Origin of the sequence: Methanoculleus sp. UBA303 (assembly GCA_002501655.1) — an archaeon.
Taxonomy (GTDB): domain Archaea; phylum Halobacteriota; class Methanomicrobia; order Methanomicrobiales; family Methanoculleaceae; genus Methanoculleus.
Genome location: DANY01000043.1, coordinates 1 through 18751 on the forward strand (window position 1 = coordinate 1; position 18751 = coordinate 18751).

23 protein-coding genes and 1 pseudogene are annotated in these 18751 nt (G+C 63.5%); 11 read left to right on the plus strand and 13 right to left on the minus strand.

Annotated elements, in window-relative coordinates:
- Positions 1-79 precede the first annotated feature (79 nt).
- Together BP846_RS10650 and BP846_RS10655 are read right to left on the minus strand one after the other, a co-directional pair.
- A complete protein-coding gene (locus BP846_RS10650) occupies positions 80-622 on the minus strand; it encodes an RNA-guided endonuclease TnpB family protein (protein ID WP_292395216.1) in 543 nt (180 codons plus the stop codon).
- 178 nt (positions 623-800) lie between these two features.
- A pseudogene (locus BP846_RS10655) lies at positions 801-872 on the minus strand (helix-turn-helix domain-containing protein); the annotation flags it as partial.
- 331 nt (positions 873-1203) lie between these two features.
- Between BP846_RS10655 and BP846_RS10660 the strand changes: the two are divergent.
- Positions 1204-1668 carry an LEA type 2 family protein gene (locus BP846_RS10660; RefSeq protein ID WP_292395217.1) on the plus strand — a complete coding sequence of 155 codons (465 nt, stop codon included), beginning with the start codon at positions 1204-1206 and terminating at the stop codon, positions 1666-1668.
- A 15-nt stretch (positions 1669-1683) separates the two neighbouring features.
- Here the strand turns inward: BP846_RS10660 and BP846_RS10665 are convergent, their stop codons facing one another.
- From BP846_RS10665 to BP846_RS10680, 4 genes are all read right to left on the minus strand, one after another.
- The gene (locus BP846_RS10665) at positions 1684-2283 is read right to left on the minus strand and encodes a CDP-alcohol phosphatidyltransferase family protein (protein WP_292395219.1); all 600 of its coding nucleotides are present in this window, start codon (positions 2281-2283) and stop codon (positions 1684-1686) included.
- A gap of 168 nt (positions 2284-2451) precedes the next feature.
- Positions 2452-2667, minus strand: coding sequence for a hypothetical protein (locus tag BP846_RS10670; RefSeq protein ID WP_292395221.1), 216 nt, complete (start codon positions 2665-2667; stop codon positions 2452-2454).
- Positions 2668-2749: 82 nt separating this feature from the next.
- Positions 2750-3928, minus strand: a complete 1179-nt coding sequence (locus BP846_RS10675) for an FAD-dependent oxidoreductase (RefSeq protein ID WP_292395223.1) — start codon at positions 3926-3928, stop codon at positions 2750-2752.
- Positions 3929-4046: 118 nt separating this feature from the next.
- Positions 4047-4547 carry a rubrerythrin family protein gene (locus BP846_RS10680; protein ID WP_292395225.1) on the minus strand — a complete coding sequence of 167 codons (501 nt, stop codon included), beginning with the start codon at positions 4545-4547 and terminating at the stop codon, positions 4047-4049.
- A 151-nt stretch (positions 4548-4698) separates the two neighbouring features.
- Between BP846_RS10680 and BP846_RS10685 the strand changes: the two genes are divergently transcribed.
- On the plus strand, positions 4699-5565 hold the full coding sequence (locus tag BP846_RS10685; protein ID WP_292395227.1) for a cation diffusion facilitator family transporter: 867 nt from the start codon (positions 4699-4701) through the stop codon (positions 5563-5565).
- On the opposite strand, the gene BP846_RS10690 is transcribed toward BP846_RS10685, so the two are convergent.
- Positions 5557-6165, minus strand: a complete 609-nt coding sequence (locus tag BP846_RS10690) for a flavodoxin family protein (RefSeq protein WP_292395229.1) — start codon at positions 6163-6165, stop codon at positions 5557-5559. The two genes, BP846_RS10685 and BP846_RS10690, sit on opposite strands and share 9 nt — an antisense overlap.
- A 126-nt stretch (positions 6166-6291) precedes the next feature.
- On the opposite strand from BP846_RS10690, the gene BP846_RS10695 reads away from it, so the two are divergent.
- The 8 genes from BP846_RS10695 to BP846_RS10730 all read left to right on the plus strand — a co-directional run bounded on the left by BP846_RS10695 (position 6292) and on the right by BP846_RS10730 (position 13283).
- Positions 6292-6531, plus strand: coding sequence for a hypothetical protein (locus BP846_RS10695; protein ID WP_394339972.1), 240 nt, complete (start codon positions 6292-6294; stop codon positions 6529-6531).
- 15 nt (positions 6532-6546) lie between these two features.
- Positions 6547-6675, plus strand: coding sequence for a desulfoferrodoxin FeS4 iron-binding domain-containing protein (locus tag BP846_RS10700; RefSeq protein ID WP_292395233.1), 129 nt, complete (start codon positions 6547-6549; stop codon positions 6673-6675).
- 2 nt (positions 6676-6677) lie between these two features.
- Positions 6678-7034, plus strand: a complete 357-nt coding sequence (locus BP846_RS10705; protein ID WP_292395235.1) for a carboxymuconolactone decarboxylase family protein — start codon at positions 6678-6680, stop codon at positions 7032-7034.
- Positions 7035-7037: 3 nt separating this feature from the next.
- Positions 7038-7682 carry a peroxiredoxin gene (locus BP846_RS10710; protein ID WP_292395237.1) on the plus strand — a complete coding sequence of 215 codons (645 nt, stop codon included), beginning with the start codon at positions 7038-7040 and terminating at the stop codon, positions 7680-7682.
- Between the two features lie 41 nt (positions 7683-7723).
- Positions 7724-8338, plus strand: coding sequence for a flavodoxin family protein (locus BP846_RS10715; protein WP_292395239.1), 615 nt, complete (start codon positions 7724-7726; stop codon positions 8336-8338).
- Positions 8335-8961 (plus strand): flavodoxin family protein, encoded by a 627-nt coding sequence (locus tag BP846_RS10720; protein ID WP_292395241.1) that lies wholly within the window; start codon positions 8335-8337, stop codon positions 8959-8961. The genes BP846_RS10715 and BP846_RS10720 overlap by 4 nt, the downstream gene beginning before the upstream one ends.
- 193 nt (positions 8962-9154) lie before the next feature.
- Positions 9155-11578, plus strand: coding sequence for a PAS domain-containing protein (locus BP846_RS10725; RefSeq protein ID WP_292395242.1), 2424 nt, complete (start codon positions 9155-9157; stop codon positions 11576-11578).
- Positions 11484-13283, plus strand: coding sequence for a PAS domain S-box protein (locus BP846_RS10730; protein ID WP_292395382.1), 1800 nt, complete (start codon positions 11484-11486; stop codon positions 13281-13283). The genes BP846_RS10725 and BP846_RS10730 overlap by 95 nt, the downstream gene beginning before the upstream one ends.
- 18 nt (positions 13284-13301) lie before the next feature.
- Here the strand turns inward: BP846_RS10730 and BP846_RS10735 are convergent, their stop codons facing one another.
- Entirely contained in the window at positions 13302-13886 is a 585-nt protein-coding gene (locus BP846_RS10735; protein WP_292395384.1) for a site-2 protease family protein, read from the minus strand.
- Between the two features lie 100 nt (positions 13887-13986).
- Between BP846_RS10735 and BP846_RS10740 the strand changes: the two genes are divergently transcribed.
- Positions 13987-14271 (plus strand): chorismate mutase, encoded by a 285-nt coding sequence (locus BP846_RS10740; protein ID WP_292395244.1) that lies wholly within the window; start codon positions 13987-13989, stop codon positions 14269-14271.
- A 7-nt stretch (positions 14272-14278) separates the two neighbouring features.
- On the opposite strand, the gene argB is transcribed toward BP846_RS10740, so the two are convergent.
- The 5 genes from argB to BP846_RS10765 are packed head-to-tail and all read right to left on the minus strand — an operon-like array spanning position 14279 to position 18707.
- Positions 14279-15148 (minus strand): acetylglutamate kinase, encoded by an 870-nt coding sequence (gene argB, locus BP846_RS10745; RefSeq protein WP_292395246.1) that lies wholly within the window; start codon positions 15146-15148, stop codon positions 14279-14281.
- On the minus strand, positions 15145-16296 hold the full coding sequence (gene argJ / locus BP846_RS10750) for a bifunctional ornithine acetyltransferase/N-acetylglutamate synthase (protein ID WP_292395247.1): 1152 nt from the start codon (positions 16294-16296) through the stop codon (positions 15145-15147). The genes argB and argJ overlap by 4 nt, the downstream gene beginning before the upstream one ends.
- A complete protein-coding gene (locus BP846_RS10755; RefSeq protein ID WP_292395249.1) occupies positions 16293-16778 on the minus strand; it encodes a CBS domain-containing protein in 486 nt (161 codons plus the stop codon). The genes argJ and BP846_RS10755 overlap by 4 nt, the downstream gene beginning before the upstream one ends.
- Before the next feature lie 10 nt (positions 16779-16788).
- The gene (gene argC / locus BP846_RS10760; protein WP_292395251.1) at positions 16789-17775 is read right to left on the minus strand and encodes an N-acetyl-gamma-glutamyl-phosphate reductase; all 987 of its coding nucleotides are present in this window, start codon (positions 17773-17775) and stop codon (positions 16789-16791) included.
- 26 nt (positions 17776-17801) lie between these two features.
- Positions 17802-18707, minus strand: coding sequence for an ADP-ribosylglycohydrolase family protein (locus tag BP846_RS10765; protein WP_292395253.1), 906 nt, complete (start codon positions 18705-18707; stop codon positions 17802-17804).
- Positions 18708-18751 lie beyond the last annotated feature (44 nt).

Consider the following 18751-nt stretch of genomic DNA (forward strand, 5'->3'; position numbering starts at 1 on the left):
AACTACCCCCCGCTTGCGCAGGGGTCTTCCTGCTTCAACCCCCTCCCCGCCGGGAGCGAGTCCACAGGCTCGACGGCGCTCATCCGGCGCCTGCAAGTGCGAATTGTTTGATATTGATCGCGGCGTTCAGGTCCCGGTCGTGACAGGTGCCGCAGTCCGGGCACGTCCACTCCCGATCCTTCAGCGTCAGATCGGCCTTCCGGTACCCGCAGACCGAACAGGTCTTTGATGAGGGCTCGAAGACCCCGATCTTCAGCAGGGTTTTCCCGGCCTCCTGACATTTGTATGTCAGCATCGAAAGGAACGTCCCCCAGCCGGCGTCGCTGATCGCCCGGGCCAGAGACCGGTTCTTCACCATGCCGTCCACGTTCAGGGACTCCACAGCCAGGGCTTGGTTTTCGCGGACCAGTCGAGAAGAGAGCTGGTGCTGGAAGTCCTTTCGTTGATCGGCAATTTTTTGGTGACGCCGGGCAACCTTGAGCCGGGCCTTGTTCCGGTTCCGGGAACCCTTCTGCTTGCGGTCGAGCCGGCGCTGGAGCACGGTTAACCGCGTCTGGGCGTTCCGGAGATACTTCGGGTTTGCCACCGCATCGCCGGCCCTCGAAGAAGTTCGTGAACGCACGGGAGAGATGGATAATCGATTGCTGCAGCGATTGGGCGTTGACCTCTTTCAGCCACGGCAACTCCGCTTTGAGCGCCGGAAGCTGGTTCGTGAGGTCGTATCTGGACAGGCTGATGCCCCCGTCGTGGTACGCCGTGTTCTTGAGGTTGAGGGCCCAGTTGTATACGAACCGGCAGCACCCAAGGTGCTTGGCGATCAGAGTCTTCTGATCCTCGGTCGGATACAGCCGGTACTGGTACCGCCGCAACATACGATAGGGTCATGGTAACTCCCCTCCGGCATAAAGAATACCCGGGCGGTGTGAAAGTGAAGAAGGGGCGCCGCTTTCACCTCCCCCTTGCGGAGGGAGTCTGCCCGCTCATGCCGCCTTCAACCCCGCAGAGATAGAGGCGGGGCCCATAATGGACCGGAGTCCCTGAAACAAGTGATACGAATGGATACCACCTGGATACTTCTCACAGGAGGAGTCCTGCTCGCGCTCCTCATTGCCCCCGCATCTGCCGTCCTTGAGAACACACCCGGTGCCGGGGCTGTGAGAGGAGGGGTTAGACCTATATTCCAGCAAGATATACCGGACCTGCATGTGGCGTCCCGCCGTCATCCTCCTCACGGCTGCTCTGCTCTGCAGTGCTGGCTGTGCGGTTCCTCCGCTCAAGGATCCGACCGTCACCGTCGACGGGATCGGGATCGAGAATGTTACGTGGGGGAGCACCGACCTCTCGCTCCGGCTCATCATCGATAACCCCAACCCCGTCGGCGCCACCCTGACCCGGGTCTGGTTCGACGTCCACTTTCTCGAGAGCGGGCAGGCGGTCTACCTCGCACACGGGGAGCAGGAAGGGATTGAGATCCGGCCCGACGGCGAGACCGCCGTCTCCATCCCGGTGACCGTCGATAATCCGCCGCTCGTGCAGGCGTTCCTGCGCGGCCTGCAGGACGGGGCGATCGTGCTCCGGGTGAACGGCTCCGGGACTCTCGACTACGGCATCGCGACGTTTGAGGTCCCCTTCAACCGGACGATCGAGGTGCGGCCGGGGCAGGGATGACTCCCCCGGGAGCGATCACCCCGGAGGCCGGGGGGGCCGGGACCCCGCACATCGCCGGACGTGGAGAAGCCGCCGGACGGCGGTGGCGTTCGTGGCGGCCGCAAGGATTACAAGCGCCGGGAGGACGAGCCCGGTGAGCAGTCCGGCGATCATGACCGCGATCCGCTCCGGCCGGGCGAAGATGCCGGCACGGCACGCTATTCCGAGCCCCTCGGCCCGGGCCCGGGCGTAACTGACCATCAGCGACCCGATCGCGGCCGCAAACGCCGCAACAACGCCCCAGGGAGCTGCAGCCCACGCGTAGTGGACAAGCAGCCCGGCGTAGATCGCTGCCTCCGCGTAGCGGTCCAGGAACGAGTCGAGGAACGCACCGAAGACCGAAGCGGCACCGCTTGCCCGGGCAAGCGCCCCATCGAGCGCGTCAAAGACACACGATACCGCGACAACGAACCCGGCGGAGAAGAACGAACCGGCGGCGCAGAGAACCCCGGCGGCCGCCATCCCGGCAAACCCGAGCAGGGTGAGGGTGTTCGGGGTCACCCCGGTCCGGGCGATGAGGTCTGCCACCCGCATGAGCGCCCCGTTCGTCCTTGCCCGGAGCCGCTCCTCGATCACCGACCCGCCTCCCGGGGGAGAAGAATCCCGGGTGCCCCCGCCCAATCCATGGCAGGGAATCGTCTCTCCCGGGAGATAAGGGTGTCTCTCCGGAGGGCGGGCAATGATCACCCATAATCATGGAGTTCTACAGCGGGGAGCGGGAGCTCCGGTTAATGGAACACATCATCAATGCCTCCCAGTCAACTGTTTCGCCTCGCTTAGCCGTTCGCAAGCCCCGCCCAACAGGTGCGGGGTAGTTGACCATAGGAGACCAAGGGCTTCCCTCCTGTAGCGCTCCCGGTAGTAGGAGAAGTCATAATACTCGGTGAGAGTCCTGCAGGCAAACTCGCAGCGCGCCCGCTCGTCGCGGGAGAGCAGGATCTCCCCCGTCCGGAGGACCATGAACGCGAACGAGAGCGGGGCCGCGGACAATAAGCATCTCCTCGAGCACCATACGTCCTCTACACCCTGTCGGCGTATCCTCTCATGCCGGCGGTTCAGGGACGCAGGAGAGACCCTTCCCGAGGAGGAACTCGTGCGCCTCGAGCGCCGCCTTCGCCCCCTCGCCGGCGGCGACGATGATCTGCTTGGCCTTGACGCAGGTCGCATCCCCGGCCGCAAAGATCCCCGCGATGTCCGTGTGGCCGTTCTCGTCGACGAGGATCTCGCCCTGCTCGTTCAACGCCACCAGGTCCCCGAGGAACCCTGTGTTCGGCGCGAGCCCGATCGCAAGGAAGAGCCCCTCCACGTCGAGGACCGCCTCCTTCCCGGTATCCTGATCGCGGATCGTTATCCCGGTCAGGGCCGTATCACCATGGAGTTCCGTCACCTCGTGGTGGAGGAAGATCCGCACGCCCAACTCCTCTGCCCGGGCTACGTAGACCTCATCGCACCGGAGGGTGCTCCGGACGATCAGGGCCACGGAACTCGCGATCCTCGTCATCTCGATGGCGGTCTGGAGCGCCGCGTTCCCACCGCCAATGACAGCGACCGGCCTGTCGCGGAAGAGTGGGGCGTCGCAGGTCGAGCAGATGGAGACACCTCTTCCCATCAGCCGGTTCTCGCCCGGGAGCCCAAGGGTCCGGGGCTCTTTCCCGGGAGCAAGGATGACCGTCCGGCAACGGTGGGTGTTCTCCGAGACGGTCCGGACCAGGAAGATGTCACCCTCTTTCCGGATGCTCTGGACACTGTCGAGCTCAAGGACGATATCGGATCCACGGGCCTGTTCCTCGAACTTCCGGATAAGCTCCTCGCCAGTGATTGTCGGGAACCCCATGTAATTCTCGATCGCCCAGCTCCAGGCCGCCTGGCCGCCGACATTCTCCCCTATGACGATGGTCTTCATGAACTTTCTCGCACAGTAGACCGCAGCCGTCAGCCCGGCCGGCCCGGCACCCACAATGACCACATCGTGGACCTCATCCGTCACCGGCGGCCCGAAGAGTTCCCGGAGCCTCTTCGCATCGAACCCGACGATCATCTCATCGCCAGAGACCGTGACCGGCACCCCCCGCTGCCCCGAGACCCTGATCATCTCCCGGGCCGCCTCGCGATCCTTCCCGACGTCGACGGTCTCGTATTCGACGCCGTACTTCTTGAGGAACGCCTGGACCATCCGGCAGTAGGGGCAGTTCTCCGTCGTGTAGACCTTCACACCAGCCATAAGAGGGGGTATCTCAGGACCCCTATTTAACTTGTGAGGTGGGGTTTGGGGCAGACCCCGCGGGCGGGGGGGTGGTTCGCGGAACCCCGACGCGGCGGCGCCGGACCCAAAAAAGAGATTACGGGACCTCGCGGAACATGCGCTCCGGAACCCCGCAGATAGGGCACTTCTCCGGTGCCGCTCCGAGCTCAATGTTGCCGCAGACCGGGCAGAGGTAGACCTTCTCCACGTCGAGATCCTTTCCTTCCCGGACAGCCTCAAGCGCCTGGAGGTAGAGGCCCGCATGCACCTCTTCCGCCCGCATAGCGTGGGTGAAGACGATCGAGGCCTCGTTCTTCCGCTCTTCCTTCGCCTCGGCAACGAACGCGGGGTACATCTTCGTGAACTCGTAGTTCTCCCCCTCGATCGCACCTTTCAGGTTCTCTTCAGTGCTCCCGACAGCGTTCAGGATGAAGAGGAGGCGTTTTGCATGGACAGCTTCTGCCTCGCTTGCCGCCCGGAAGAGTTTCCCGACCGCCGGGTAACCCTCGGCGGCTGCTTTCTCGGCAAAGACTGAGTATTTTCGGTTCGCCTGGGACTCCCCGGCGTACGCGTTCTGAGCGTTCTCATCAGTCGGCATATGAAATCAATTTGGGATGCCTCTTATTAAACCTTTTATCTCTGTGGGGCTCGGCGGCGGCATGAGCAGGAAGCCCCCTGCATAAGCGGGGGGTAGGTCACCCTGTGCTCCGGAAACCCTATGCCACTGGAGGCACCATTACCGGGATTGTATGCAGGGTGACCGGGTGCAGCGGGTCTTCATCATCGTCCTCATCTTAAACCTCGCCGTTGCACTTGCAAAAGCGGCCTTCGGTCTCCTCGCCGGGTCGGTGAGCATGGTAGCGGACGCCCTCCACTCGGGGTTCGACTCCTTCTCGAACATCGTCGGGATCATCGCCCTGTACCTCGCAGGAAAACCCCCCGACCCGGAGCACCCCTACGGCCACGGCAAGATCGAGACGCTCGGGACTCTTGTCATCGGGGCGATGCTCCTCCTGACCTCCGCCGGTATCCTCTTCGAAGGCTACCGGCGGCTTGTCAATCCTGTCACCCCTGCGATCACCCCCGTCACCGTGGCGGTTATGGTCGGGACACTCATCATCAACATCGCCGTCTCCACCTACGAGCGGAGACGGGGCGAGGAGTACCGGAGCCAGATCCTCATCGCCGACTCCCTGCACACCAGAAGTGACGTCTTCGTCTCCACCGCCGTCATCGGAGGATTCCTCGCGGTCAGACTCGGGTTCCCACAGGCCGACCCGATCATCGCCTTCGCCATCGGCCTCCTCATCGCGAGGATGGGAGTCGGGATCCTCTACGATGCCGCAGAGGTCCTCACCGACGCGATGAACCTCCCCTGCGACCCGGCGCTCATCCGGGCGGTGGTGACGGATACACCCGGGGTAGCCGGGTACCATGACTTCCGGTGCCGGGGAAAACCAGGGGAGATCTTTGCCGACATTCACATCACCGTCGACCCGGCTCTCCCCGTCGCCGGGGCCCACGCGATCTCCGACGAGGTGGAGCGGCGGCTCAAAGAGATGGTGCCGGGGCTCGCCGAGGTCGTCGTTCATATCGAGCCCGACGACTCACCCTGAGGCCCCACCGCCAGAGAGAAGCCGCCCGAGTTCGTAGCCCTTCCGATATGCCGCCTCCATCACCTCCGGCCGTGTCCTGATATCCTGGATTGTGTCCATATCGTTCTGGAGCACCTCGTCCCAGTAAGGGCAGTCGATGATCTCTCCAAACGCTCTCGCGGTCATCTTCGCGCCCTCGAAAACAGTCGGTAGGTTCATCCCCGCGATCGATAGAAAGAGCATCTTCCGTCCTCTTCGCCGCTCGGGGGTGACAAAGGACTTTCCCCGGTGGTACTTGGCCATGTAAAAGACCTGGAACCGGTCTATGAACGACTTGAGTCTCCCGGGGATCCCCATCGTCATCACCGGAGTGGCGACGATCAGGCCGTCCATCTCCCGGAATTTGTTGTATATCTCAATCATATCGTCCCGGATCCGGCAGGTCTCGTTCTCCCTGCAGTAAAAGATCTCCATGCAGGGCGCAACGTCCAGGTGCGTGACCGCGATCTTCTCGACCTCGCATCCGGCCTCCTCCACGCCCCGGATAGCCTCATTGAGGAGGCGGGCGGTGTTCCCGTCGATGAGCGGGCTCCCGAGCAGAGCGATAACCTTCTTTGGCATGTTGCAGGGTTGCACACGGCCCTATTAATAGGGTGCGGGGCTCCCGGGTGCCGGAGCCCGAGCCGGCCTTGCCGGGAGGATACTGCTAAATACCTTGAAACGATATGATCGCTCCGGTGAATGCCTGTGGCCGAACCAGGAACCAGAACAACAGCAAAAGCAGGAGAGAGGCCGGGTCCCGGCCGGTTCATCTGCATCGATTGTGGACGGGAGGTCAGGATCGGCAGCACCGACGAGGATCTCGTCAGGTGCCCGACCTGCGCCTGCGAGATGTACAACTGCCTCCCGATGACCCACATCAGGCCAGACATTAAAACACCGGAGGATGCTCTGCATCCCCCTGAGAGGAAGGCCAAGACCGAGTAATATGAGGTGAGAGAAATGGTGAACGTATCAGCAAAAGGGCAGGTATACCACTGCGAGATCTGCGGGAACGTGGTCGAGGTCCTGGAAGTCGGCGGCGGGGAGTTGGTCTGTTGCGGCGAACCGATGGTGCTTGAGGGGGAATAGACGTGGCAGAGGAACAGAAAAATCTGGAGGAGAAGATCGGGAAAGTGCCCGAGATCTTCAAGGAATTGAAGGAGACGGATCCCGACCTCTACAGTCAGGTTATGGGGCTTGACCAGATGATCTGGGCCGACGGCGCCCTCTCGAAGCAGACAAAGAAGATCATCGCTATCGCTATCGCCGCCGCGCTCCGGGACGGGCACGCCGTCCGGGCGCAGATGGCGGGTGCCGGGAACCTCGGCGTATCGAAGGAAGAGATCGAGGAAGGACTCAGGGTCGCGTTCCTGCTCGCGGGGATGCCGGCCTACGTTCACGGCAAGACCGCCCTCGAGGAGTACCTGGGCAACCGGCCCCGGAGATGAATCATGGAACCACAAGAGTTACCCCAGATGCCGGTTATCGGCGAAGCGGCGCCCGAGTTCGACGCGCTGACCACCCACGGACGCCTGAAACTCTCCGACCTCAAGGGAAAATGGGTCATCCTCTTCTCCCACCCGGCCGACTTCACGCCGGTCTGCACCACGGAGTTCATGGCGTTTGCCGGGATCGCCGACGAACTCGCGAAACTGAATGTACAGCTCGTGGGCCTCTCGATCGACAGCGTCCACTCGCACCTCGCCTGGGTCAGGAACATCAAAGAGAAGATGGGCGTCGACATCCCGTTCCCGGTCATCGCCGACCTCGACATGAAGGTTGCACGACGCTATGGGATGATCCACCCCGGGCAGAGCAACACATCCACCATCAGGACGGTCTTCTTCATTGATGACAAGGGCATCATGCGTGCCATGCTCTACTACCCGATGTCCAACGGCCGCTCCATGCCCGAGATACTCAGGCTCACGAAGGCCCTCCAGACCTCGGATAAGCACGGCGTCGCGACGCCGGCGAACTGGGAGCCCGGAGAGAAGGTTATCGTCCCGGCCCCAAAGACACCCGAAGAGATAGAGAAGAGGATGAAGGAAGGGTACGAGTGCAAAGACTGGTATCTCTGCTTCAAGAAGATCTAAACCCGACACTTTTTTGCCTCCGGCCGGACAGTACTCTTCATATGACCATTGACGTCCTCGCGTTTGCGACCTCGCCCCGCCGCCACGGCAACTCTGAGACCCTCCTCGACTGGGTGCTCGCGGCGATGGAGGGAGAGGGGGGGACCACGGTCGAGAAGATCGTCGTCCCGGAAGTCGATATCCGGCCCTGCCGCGGGTGCAACGCCTGCGAGAGGCTCAACCGGTGCGTCCAGCGGGACTACATGGACTACGTCAACGACCGGATCATCGCGGCCGACTGCATCGTTCTCGCGTCCCCCATCTACTGCATGGGGCTTGCGGCGCAGGCGAAGGTGCTGATAGACCGGACACAGGTCTTCCGCTCCCGGAAGTACGTCCTCCACCTCCCGGTCGTCCCGCCGGAACGGAAGGGAAAACGGACCGGGATCTTCCTCGCGACCGCCGGTCAGAACTGGAAAAATGTCTTTGATGCGGCAATCCCGTCGGTGAAGTGCTTCTTCAACGTCGTCGACGTCCGGAATAAGGATATCCGATACCTGATGGTGAACGGCGTCGACGAGAAGGGGGCGATCGAGGGCCACCCCACCGCCAGGAGCGACGCGCAAGCCCTCGGGAAGGAAGTCATCGCGCACCTCCGGGAGGTCGGGGTGACATGACCGAACCCATACGGGTCCTCGGGATCTCCGGCAGCCCCCGGCGGCACGGGAACACCGAGACCCTGCTCGACGCCGTGCTCGAGGGCGCCCGGGAGGCGGGGGCCGCGGTCGAGAAGATCGTCCTCCGGCCGCTCGATTACGCCTCGTGCCGGGGGTGCAACGCCTGCCACCGGATCGGGGTCTGTGTCATCCAGGACGACCTCACGCCGGTCTTCGAGAAGATCGCCGCCGCTGACGTCATGGTCATCGCATCCCCCATCTACTCGATGGGGATCACGGCGGAGGCGAAGGGGCTGATCGACCGGGCCCAGTACCTCTGGGCACGCAAGTTCATCCTGAAGAACCTCTACTTCGCCGCCGGGCACACCCGGCGTCATAAAGGGATCTTCGTATCGACCGCGGGGCTCGGGTGGGAGAACGTCTTTGACGCGGCGTTTCCGGCGCTCACGGCGTTCTTCAACACCACCGGGTTTGAGTACTGGGACAACATCATAGCAAACGATCTGGACCGTTACGGTGGGATTGCGGGCCACCCCACTGCGCTCGCCGAGGCGCGGGAGAAAGGACAGAGCGTGGTCGCCCTCCTCCGGAAGATGCAGGCAGCGGGGGAATCCGGGGCCTGATTTTTCCCATTTAAGGCGACAGAGTTCAATTTTCTCCATAACCCCGATGGGGGTCTGGTATCGCGAAGCGACACGGGGAACGGGATCGAAAACGTTTCCCCGGATGTGAAACCGGAACAGATTAATAGCCATTAATAAAATCCATCATTTAACTACCTCACAGGCGCTTTTGTGGGGGACAAAAGGATCGTATGTGACCCCTTTCGAACCACCAGAAGATCTCTACGGCATGCCACCGGAGTACCAGATATTTGACGACGTCGATCTAGGGATCCTCCTCGTCAGTGAAGATTTCACCGTTATCCGGGCAAACACGGCTTTCCGCCGGCTCGCCGGAGGCGAACCCATAGAGGTCCCGGGTGAGGCCGCCGGAAGGATCCGGGCGGCGGCCGGGGACGGGATCCCGGAGTTCGAGTGCCGGCTCCGCGCCCCGGACGGAAGGGAGCGGCGATACCGCTGCTCGGGCCGGAGGGTGCCGTCCGGTGTGGGCTGGCTGCTCCTCTTCCGGGAGATGCCGGGCGACTACGAGGCGATCGTCGAGTACACCGGGACGGCGACGATCCTCATCGAAGGCGACGGCACCATCTCAGTGGCGAACACGGAGTTTGAGCGGCTCTCCGGGTACACGCTCCGGGAGATCGTCGGAATAAAACGGCTGCCCGAGTTCATCGCCTCCGAAGACGAGCGCCGGCGGATCATGGGGTACCACACTCTCCGGCGGAGGGCTCCCAGCGCCGCACCGAAGAACTACTCCTTCACGTTTATCGACCGCTCCAGCAACCTTCACGCTGTCGAGGTTACCATCGGCCTGATCCCGGGGACCGCCCGCTCGGTGATGTCGCTCCTCGACGTGACCGAGCGGAGGCGTGCGGAGCAGGCGTTGCAGGAGAGCGAAGAGCGGCTGAACCTCGCACTCCTGGCGGCAAACGACGGGCTGGTCGACTGGGACGTCAGCACCGGCAGGATCTTCTACAGCCCCCGGAATTTCACGATGCTCGGCTACGAGCCGGGGGCGTTCGCGCTCACGATCCCCAGGATTCTCGCGCTCGTCCACCCGGAGGACCGCGGCCGCGTGGAGGCGGCGCTCGCCGACATGATCACCGGAGAGCGCGACCACTGCAAGATGGAGTTCCGAGCACGATCCGCATCCGGGGAGTGGTTCTACGTGCTTGATCGGCTCCGGGTGGTCAAGCACGACGGTAGCGGTATGCCGCTCCGGATCGTGGGGACGCACTCCGATATCACGGAGCGGAAGCAGGCAGAGAAAGAACTTCTGGTCCGGGAGATGGCAATGGAGTCGTCGCTCTCCGCCATCGCTATCGCCGACCTTGAGGGACGCCTGACCTACGCCAACCAGGCGCTGCTCGCGATGGGTGGGCTCACCGACCCCGGTCAGGTTCTTGGACGGAACATCTCAGAGTTCTGGGTCGAACCCGAGAGGGTCGCGGAGGTGCTCCGGACACTCGCCGAACGAGGCAGATGCACCGGAGAATTGGTCGGCCGGAGGGCCGACGGGGCGCATTTTACCGCCCATGTGACCGTGAACGTCGTCAGTGACGGATCCGGGAGTCCGGTCTGCATCATGGCCACCGTCATCGATATCACCGAGAAGAGACGCATGGAGGAGGCGCTCCGGGAGAGCGAGGAGCGCTACCGGACGCTTGCGGAGTCGGCACCGGACATCATCTTCCTCGTCAGCACAAAAGGAGACGCTCTCTACGTGAACGGTGCTGGCGGCCGCCTGCTCGGGGTGGAGCCAGAGAGCCTCCGGGGGAAGAACCTCAGGGACCTGTTCCCGCCTGCTGTCGCGGAGCGATGGCTTGCGAAGATCCGGATCGTGGCGGAGAGAGCCGGGGGGATCCTCACCGAGGAGACCCTGCTCCCCGGGGACGGCGGCGGCACCTGGCTTGAGACGCGCCTCATCCCGATGGTGGGGAGCGACGGCATCGTCCGGAGCCTGCTCGGGATCAGCCGCGACGTCACCGGCCGGAAGCAGGCGGAAGAGCAGCTCCGGTTCCAGGCCCTGGTGCTCTCGCAGGTGGAGGATGCTGTGACCGCGTTCGGTACCGGGGGGAGGGTCACCTACATGAACCAGGCCGCGGAGCGGCTCTACGGTGTTCCTTTAAGCGAGGCCATCGGCCGGCCGGGATCGGAATTCTTCACCTGCGAATGGCTCCACCCGGACGATAATGAAGCGGTAAAAAACGCCCTCCGGGCCTCCGGGACCTGGCACGGCGTTGTCCTCCACCGGAAGAGGAACGGGGAGACCATATTCGTCGACGAGACCCTCAGCACCCTGACCGGCGAGGACGGGAAGAGCACCGGAACGCTCTGCTCCCTCCGCGATGTTACCGCACCGGGCCTCGGCTACCCGCAGCGGCAGCGGGTCCTCGTCCGGAACGCTCTGCTCCCTCCGCGATGTTACCGCACAGAGGCGGGCCGAGCTCGAACTCCGGATCAAGGATATGGCGATAGCGTCATCGCTCGATGCCGTCGCCCTCATCGACCTCGAAGGGAGGATCATCTACGTCAACCGTGCCTCTCTCGCCGTGCACGGGTGGGAGCGGGAGGAAGAGGTTATCGGGGAGCCGTTCTCGACGATCTGGGCCGACCATGAGGGAGTGGAGCGGATCCGGGAAGGGACCCTCCGGAACGGATCCTGGCTCGGGGAGATGGAGGCTCGACGGCGTGACGGAACGACCTTCCCCATGCAACTTGCTCTCTCCGTCGTCACCGACGAGTCAGGGAGGCCGCTCTGCATGATGGCCTCGGGAATCGATATCACCAGGCGGAAGCAGGCCGAGCAGGAACTCAGGATCCGCGATATGGCGATGGCATCGTCGTCGAGCGGGTTCACCATCGCGGATCTTGAAGGCCGCCTGACCCACGTCAACCAGGCCTTCCTCTCGATGTGGGGTTACACCTCGGTCTCCGAGGTTATCGGGAGGTCAGTCACGGAGTTCTGGCAGGACGAGGAGGAGGCCGAGGCGGCTCTCCGGGCGCTCCGCGAGACGGGCAGGTACACCGGCGAGCGGGTCGGCAGACGCCGTGACGGGGCGACATTCTACGTCATCTTCTCCGGAAACCTGGTGACGAACGACACCGGAGCACCCATCTGTCTTGCGGCATCGCTCACCGACATCACCGGTCTGAAGCGGGCCGAGACGGAGATCCAGGCACATAACCGGGAACTCTCGATCTTGAACCAGATCATCGGCGTATCGACATCTGCAAGGGATATCGGTGATGCGCTCGGGGGCATGCTCGGGGCGACCCTCGCCCTCCTCGACCTCCGTGGCGGCGGCATCTACCTGATCGAGCCGGGGCGGCAGAGCGCACGACTTGTCTGCGTCCAGAACCTTCCGGAGGATCTCCTCCTGCCGCCGTGCATCCCGGATATCACGGCCCTGCCGTACGCGGAGGTGCTGGTGGCAGGAGAGCCCCTCTTCTTCGACGACCACCCGCGCCCCCGCTACCCGGGAGAGGGGAGCGGAACGCAGCACCCGTATGCCAGCATCCCGATTGTGGCGCACGAGAGGATCATCGGGGCCCTGAACGTGGTCCTCGGGGACGGCAACCGGTTCACCGGCGACGACCGCTCCCTGCTCGTGGCCATCGGAAGGGCGGTCGGCGCCTCCGTCGAGCGCACCATGCTGATCCGGCAGTTTGAGATGGCCGAGCGGGAGGCAAACCTCTACCTCGATATCCTCAGTCACGATATAAGGAACGCGGAGAACATATCAAGCCTCTACACCGACATCCTCATCGATATGCTCGAGGGTGAGGCGAAAGGTTACGCGCAGAAGGTCCGGAGCAGCATCAGGAAAAGCATCGAGATCTTAAGGAATGTCTCGACGATCCGCCGGATCCATCACGAGACGGCCACGCTCGCGCCGGTCGACCTCGACCGGATGATCCGGGATGAGATCAGTGCGTTTCCAGAGATCCGGATCCACTACGACGGCACGGCGCTCGCGGTCATGGCCGACCCTCTCCTCCCCGAGATCTTCACGAACCTCATCGGGAACGCCGTCAAGTTCGGCGGGCCGGAAGTCGAGGTCACTATCGGGGTGGAGGAGAGCGCCGACGAAGTCCGGATCTCGGTCGAGGACACCGGACCGGGGGTTCCCGACACAATGAAGGAGGCCGTATTCATGCGGTTCGGGCAGAGCAGGAACCGGAAGAGCGGCCAGGGTCTCGGGCTCTCCATCACCCGGATGCTCGTTGAACGCTACGGAGGCCGGATCCGGGTCGACGACCGGGTGCCGGGCCACCCGGAATGCGGCGCGGCCTTCCGGTTCACGCTGAAGCGAGCGCCCTGAAAAGAGAGGGGTTCCCCCTCACAGGAGCGACCAGATGAGGATCCCGGCGGAGGCGGCCATGAGCGCCGCGAAGATGGCCGGGTTCCAGGCAAGGACTTTGCGCCCGTCGAGAACGCTGATCGGGAGCATATTGAAGGTCGCGATCATAGCGTTGACCCGGAGCCCGACGAGGCCCACGAGGCCGATGAGCCCGCCGCCGAAGATCATGAGGGCTGCGAACGGTATGCAGAGGAGGAGGTTCGTTATCGGCCCTGCCGCTGATATCCGCCCGTTTTCGGTCCGTGTGGCGTTTCCGTAGATGTAGGTCGCCCCCGGTGCCGCAAAGACGACCCCGACGAGCGCCGCCAGCACCACAGCGACGAGGAGCATCTGGTTATCCTTCTGGAATTCGGCCCAGTAGCCGTAGCGCATGGCGGCAAACTTGTGCGCCAGCTCGTGGAGGACGAAGGCGACCCCCACCGTGAGAAGGGACATCACGAAGAAGAAGAGGAGCCCGGCGACGTCCACTCCGCCCCTGATGTAGATCAGGGTGAAGGCGATCGAGATGGCAAGCCACGCGATCAGGAGATCCCGGCGCTCGCGTGGCGGTATTCGTTCCAGCATCCGGTACCAGGTTTGTCCCGGCATGATAATATCCTTCGCTTCTCTGGGGGACATGGGCCAACCCATCAGGTTTATTCCCCGACCGGGGCAACTATGGAGTATGTCCCTTGATGCCGTCAGGAACGAGATCCGCGAGATCGACGAGAGGATCATCGATCTGATTGCAGAACGGCAGAGACTTGCGGCGAGGATCGCCCGCCTCAAGCAGGAGGACGGCCTCCCCATCCGTGATGGACCGCAGCGGAAGGCGGTCCTCGACCGGGTCTTCACCCACGCCGTCGAGAGCCGTATCGACCCGGTCGCCGTCCGGAACATCTTTGAAATCCTGATCGATATGAACGAAGAGCGGCAGCGGGAGTGCAGTGGGGACGGCAACCTACCCTGAAAAAGGGTTATAAAGAGAGCATCGTGCCGACGCCCTCGTCGGTGAAGAGCTCGAGGAGCAGGTTGTGCTCCCGGTTACCGTTCACGACATGGGCGCTCACGACACCGCTCCTGACCGCCTTCATACACCCTTCAAGTTTCGGGATCATACCGCCGGCTATCGTCCCGTCGCCGATCATCCCCTCAGCCTCGGAGAGCGCGAGGCGATGGTAGACCTGGGTCCGGTCGGCGTTCATCACCCCGTCGACGTCTGTCAGGTTGATCAACTTAAACGCCCCGAGAGCGATAGCGATCTCGGCTGCCGCGGTATCGGCGTTGATGTTCAGGCTGCCGCCCTGCCGGTCGAGAGCCATCGGCGCCACCACCGGGATGTAGCCCTGGGCGAGGAGGCAGTGGAGCACCTCGGGGTCGACTTCCTCGATCTCGCCGACCCGGCCGAGATCCACCTCCTGGACGACATCCCCCACCTTCACCCGCTGGGGATCCATCTTCCGGGCTATGAGGAGGTTGCCGTCGTTGCCGGAGATCCCGACTGCCCGGGTGCCGCAGTTCGCTATGAGGGAGACGATCCCATCGTTGATCTTCCCGACAAGGACCATCTGGGCGATCTCCAGGGTCTCGAGATCCGTAATTCGCAGTCCACCGACGAACTTCGGCTCTTTGCCCATCGCCTGCATCTTTGCGGTGATCTCGGGGCCCCCGCCGTGCACCAGGACGACCTTCATCCCCACGTAGCGGAGGAGGACGGCATCTCGTATCACCGTCTCGAGGATGCCCTGGTCGACCATCGCATGGCCGCCGAGTTTGATCACGATCGTCTTGCCGTGAAACTTCTGGATATAGGGGAGTGCCTCCATCAGCACATCTTCTCGTTTCATGTCGTATACTTCCCGTTGATCTCGACGTATTTCTCGGTGAGGTCGCATCCCCACGCCGTCGCCTTCCCATCACCCGTAGCGAGGTCAAGGTCGAATGCGACGGTACCACCGCGCATCGCGGCCTTCGCCGCTCCGAGGTCGGCGACGATCTCGCCGCGGATGACGAGTGGCGTCCGCCCGGCCCCCTCGCCCACAGAGAGTGAGACCGCGTAGGGGTCGAACTCGGCGCCCGACCGGCCTGCGGCCGCAACCACCCGGCCCCAGTTCGGGTCCTCGCCGTAGATGGCGGTCTTGACAAGCGGGGAGGCGACGATCGTCCGCGCCACGGCGGCGGCCTCATCCTCGTCGACGGCGCCCCGGACTGTGACCGCGAGAAGCTTCGTCGCTCCCTCGCCGTCGCGGGCGATCTGGACCGCAAGGTTGCGGCAGACGGCCTCGACGGCTCTCGCAAGTTCTTCGCGGTCCACCCGGCCCGCGGCGCCGGTCGCAGTGCAGAGGGCCACGTCGTTCGTGCTCGTATCCCCGTCGACCACGACCCGGTTGAACGACCGCCGGGTCGCCTGCCGGAGGATATCGTGGAGGACCGGGGCCTCGACCTCCGCATCGGTGTAGAGGAACGCGAGCATCGTCCCCATGTTCGGGGCGATCATCCCGCTCCCCTTGGTGATCCCGCCGACAGAGAATGACTCCGTCTCGACGAGGGCATGCTTCGGGAAGGTGTCGGTGGTCATTATCGCCCGGGCCGCTGCGTCCTCGGCGTCGCCGTTCCGGGCAAGGTGCGGGGCCGCCCGCTCACACTGGTCCCTGATGAGCGGGAGGTCGAGGTAGCGGCCGATCACACCGGTGCTCGCGACACCGACTGACTCCGGCTCGAGCCCGAGCGGGGCGGCAGCGACGGCGCACATCTCCACCGCGTCGCGGTATCCCCGCTCGCCGGTGTAGGCGTTCGCACACCCGCTGTTCACGACGACAGCGTCGAGCGTTCCTTTGCGCATCCGGTCCATCATCACATCGACCGGGGCCGCCCGCATTTTATTTGAGGTGAAAACGCCAGCCGCTGTCCCGCTCGCACGGATCAGCGCAAGCCCGAACTTTCCTTCCTTGATCCCCGAGGCACTGACGCCTCCTACTGCACAGATACTCTTCATGCTTCTTCCTCCTCGACAGGTGCCCCGATGCCCCTGACGATATCGGCCCGGGTGACGATCCCGACCAGTCTTCCGTCTCGGAGCACCGGGAGGCGCGCTATCCTCTCACGGAGCATCAGAGAGGCTGCATCGGTGAGATCCGACTCCTCGTCGATGGTGAAGACCGGGCTGCTCATCACCTGCCGCACTTCCATATCGCTGATATCAGCAAGCGCCCGCTTCGTCTTCTCCCAGTTGATGAACTCCCTGACCGGGACCTCGATAACCTCAAGCGGCGACGGGAGCCAGAGGTCGCTCGAGAGGTCGCCGGTATCGAGAAGCGATATGATATCGGTCTCGGTGACGATTCCCGCCACCCGCTCACCCTCCATAACGGGAAGCCCGCCGATATGGTACTTCCGGAGCAGCCCTGCCGCCTCACGCACCGGTGAGTCGACCCGGACGGTCACGGGGTCCGGTGTCATAACATCCCTGACCAGCACCACTGTCACCTCAGGGGAGCATCCCCGCGCTGCGGAGACCGTCGTTCTCGGCGAACCCGCACATCAGGTTCATGTTCTGGATCGCCTGGCCGCTTGCGCCCTTGACCAGGTTGTCGATCGCCGAGACCGCAACGACCCGGTCGCCCTCGCTCTCCACCGCCACGTCGCAGAAGTTGGTTCCCCGCACGGCGGCAAGGCTCGGCTTCTGGTAGCGGACGAAGAACTCGTTCTCGTAGAACTTCCGGTAGAGAGCCTCGGCCTCTTTCTGCTCCATCGGCTCGCGGAGGAGGATGTGGGCCGTCGTGAGGATCCCCCGGTTCACCGGGAGGAGGTGCGGCGTGAAGTAGCACCGGGCGTCCGAGCCGAGCCGGGCAGCTTCCTGCTTCATCTCCGCAAGGTGGCGGTGGTTCGTCCACTTGTAGGCGCTGAAGTTGTCGCCGACGTTCGGGTAATGCGTGGTCGCGGAGGGCGAATTTCCGGCCCCTGAGACCCCGGTCTTTGAGTCGTAGATGATGGTGTGGGCGTATTTGGCGAGCGGTGCCGCCGCGAGCGTCGCCCCGGTCGGGAAGCATCCCGGGTTCGCGACGAAGGACGCGCCCCTGATCTCGTCCCGGTGGAGTTCGGTGAGGCCGTAGGGGACCTTGAAGTAGGCCTCGTGGGACACGCCGTAGGTCTTTTCGTAGACATCCTTCGCGAGCCGGTAGTCGGCCGAGAGGTCGACGGTCTTGATTCCCCGCTCCACCAGTGTCCCGGCCACCTTCATCGCCGCAGTGTGCGGTACGGCGAGGAAGGCAAAGTCGGCATCGATATCGCCGGCTTCGGTATTCCGGAACACAAGATCGGTCAGCCCCCGGAGGTGGGGGTGGATTGAGGCGACACTGACCCCATCCAACTTTCGGGATGTCGCAGCGACGACATCCGCGGACGAGTGGTGCAGCAGGAGCCGCATCAACTCGCCGCCGGTGTATCCGGATGCACCGATGATCGCAATTTCCATAAGGAAGATGTGTCTTTTATAGAATCTTAAGGCTTTGTGGTGTATCGTTCGTAGAGCCGGGCCGCCATCGACTCGATCTCATCCTTTCCTTCGAGTCCTTCGAGGAGATCCCCTGGCAGCGCGGTTTTCCCGTAGACCGCACCCGCGTAGGCGCCGCAGATGAACGCGATGGTGTCGGTGTTCCCGCCGACGTGCGCAGCAACGGTGAGGAGACTTGTGACGTCTTTGATGCGATAAATCAGGAAGAATGCGAGTGGGACAGTCTGGTAGACGGTTACGTCGTTCCCGATAACAGAAAGGGCGCTCTCTAGGCTGATACCTTCGTTTGCAAGGCGGACGGCGTCGTGGATCTTGTTGCCGAGGGCAACGTCTTCGAGGCTCGCGTGCTTCTCGGCGAGGGAGAGTGCGTCGGATCGGCCGCGGACGGCGTAGTGGACGAGCATCGCGACGGTGACCGCACCGGCGTGCGCCGCCGGGTGGGTATGGGTGATGCTGCAGGCCTGGACCACCCGTTCGGTCACATCGACCGGGTCGCCGTAGGCGAGCGCGAACGGGATGGAGATGCTGATGCAACCGGCGGTGTTGGAGGCGACCCCACCCGGCTTCTTCCCGGAGAGAAGGAGGTGCCGGCACGCGGCGTCCACGGCGCCATCGGGAAACCGGAGCTCGTCGTTCATGTACATCCGGGCAAGGGCGGCCGCATACCCCTGCTCCGAGTAGGTGCCGTCGGTGAGCAGCCCGGCGACAAGAAGCATCATCTGGGTATCGTCGGTGAACTGCCCGGGTTTTAACCCGGCGTTCGGGTGTCCCCGCCACGCCCGGCGGTATCCCTCATGGAGGCGCTGGAAGTCGGGCGGGGTGCTCTCCCGCGCCATGCCGAGCGCATCCCCGATGGCGGCCCCGAGAAGACAGCCCTTGAACTGATCGAGCATTTAAGTAGTATCTCTCGTAAGATCCGCCTTAAGGATTGTCATTC

Bases quoted from the DNA above. Each gene is read 5' to 3' on its own strand.
- BP846_RS10660 (WP_292395217.1), top strand. From the start codon at position 1,204: ATGTGGCGTCCCGCCGTCATCCTCCTCACGGCTGCTCTGCTCTGCAGT.
- BP846_RS10670 (WP_292395221.1), bottom strand. From the start codon at position 2,667: ATGGTCCTCCGGACGGGGGAGATCCTGCTCTCCCGCGACGAGCGGGCG.
- BP846_RS10675 (WP_292395223.1), bottom strand. From the start codon at position 3,928: ATGGCTGGTGTGAAGGTCTACACGACGGAGAACTGCCCCTACTGCCGG.
- BP846_RS10680 (WP_292395225.1), bottom strand. From the start codon at position 4,547: ATGCCGACTGATGAGAACGCTCAGAACGCGTACGCCGGGGAGTCCCAG.
- BP846_RS10685 (WP_292395227.1), top strand. From the start codon at position 4,699: ATGCAGGGTGACCGGGTGCAGCGGGTCTTCATCATCGTCCTCATCTTA.
- BP846_RS10690 (WP_292395229.1), bottom strand. From the start codon at position 6,165: ATGCCAAAGAAGGTTATCGCTCTGCTCGGGAGCCCGCTCATCGACGGG.
- BP846_RS10700 (WP_292395233.1), top strand. From the start codon at position 6,547: ATGGTGAACGTATCAGCAAAAGGGCAGGTATACCACTGCGAGATCTGC.
- BP846_RS10710 (WP_292395237.1), top strand. From the start codon at position 7,038: ATGGAACCACAAGAGTTACCCCAGATGCCGGTTATCGGCGAAGCGGCG.
- BP846_RS10715 (WP_292395239.1), top strand. From the start codon at position 7,724: ATGACCATTGACGTCCTCGCGTTTGCGACCTCGCCCCGCCGCCACGGC.
- BP846_RS10720 (WP_292395241.1), top strand. From the start codon at position 8,335: ATGACCGAACCCATACGGGTCCTCGGGATCTCCGGCAGCCCCCGGCGG.
- BP846_RS10735 (WP_292395384.1), bottom strand. From the start codon at position 13,886: ATGCTGGAACGAATACCGCCACGCGAGCGCCGGGATCTCCTGATCGCG.
- BP846_RS10740 (WP_292395244.1), top strand. From the start codon at position 13,987: ATGTCCCTTGATGCCGTCAGGAACGAGATCCGCGAGATCGACGAGAGG.
- argB (WP_292395246.1), bottom strand. From the start codon at position 15,148: ATGAAACGAGAAGATGTGCTGATGGAGGCACTCCCCTATATCCAGAAG.
- argJ (WP_292395247.1), bottom strand. From the start codon at position 16,296: ATGAAGAGTATCTGTGCAGTAGGAGGCGTCAGTGCCTCGGGGATCAAG.
- argC (WP_292395251.1), bottom strand. From the start codon at position 17,775: ATGGAAATTGCGATCATCGGTGCATCCGGATACACCGGCGGCGAGTTG.
- BP846_RS10765 (WP_292395253.1), bottom strand. From the start codon at position 18,707: ATGCTCGATCAGTTCAAGGGCTGTCTTCTCGGGGCCGCCATCGGGGAT.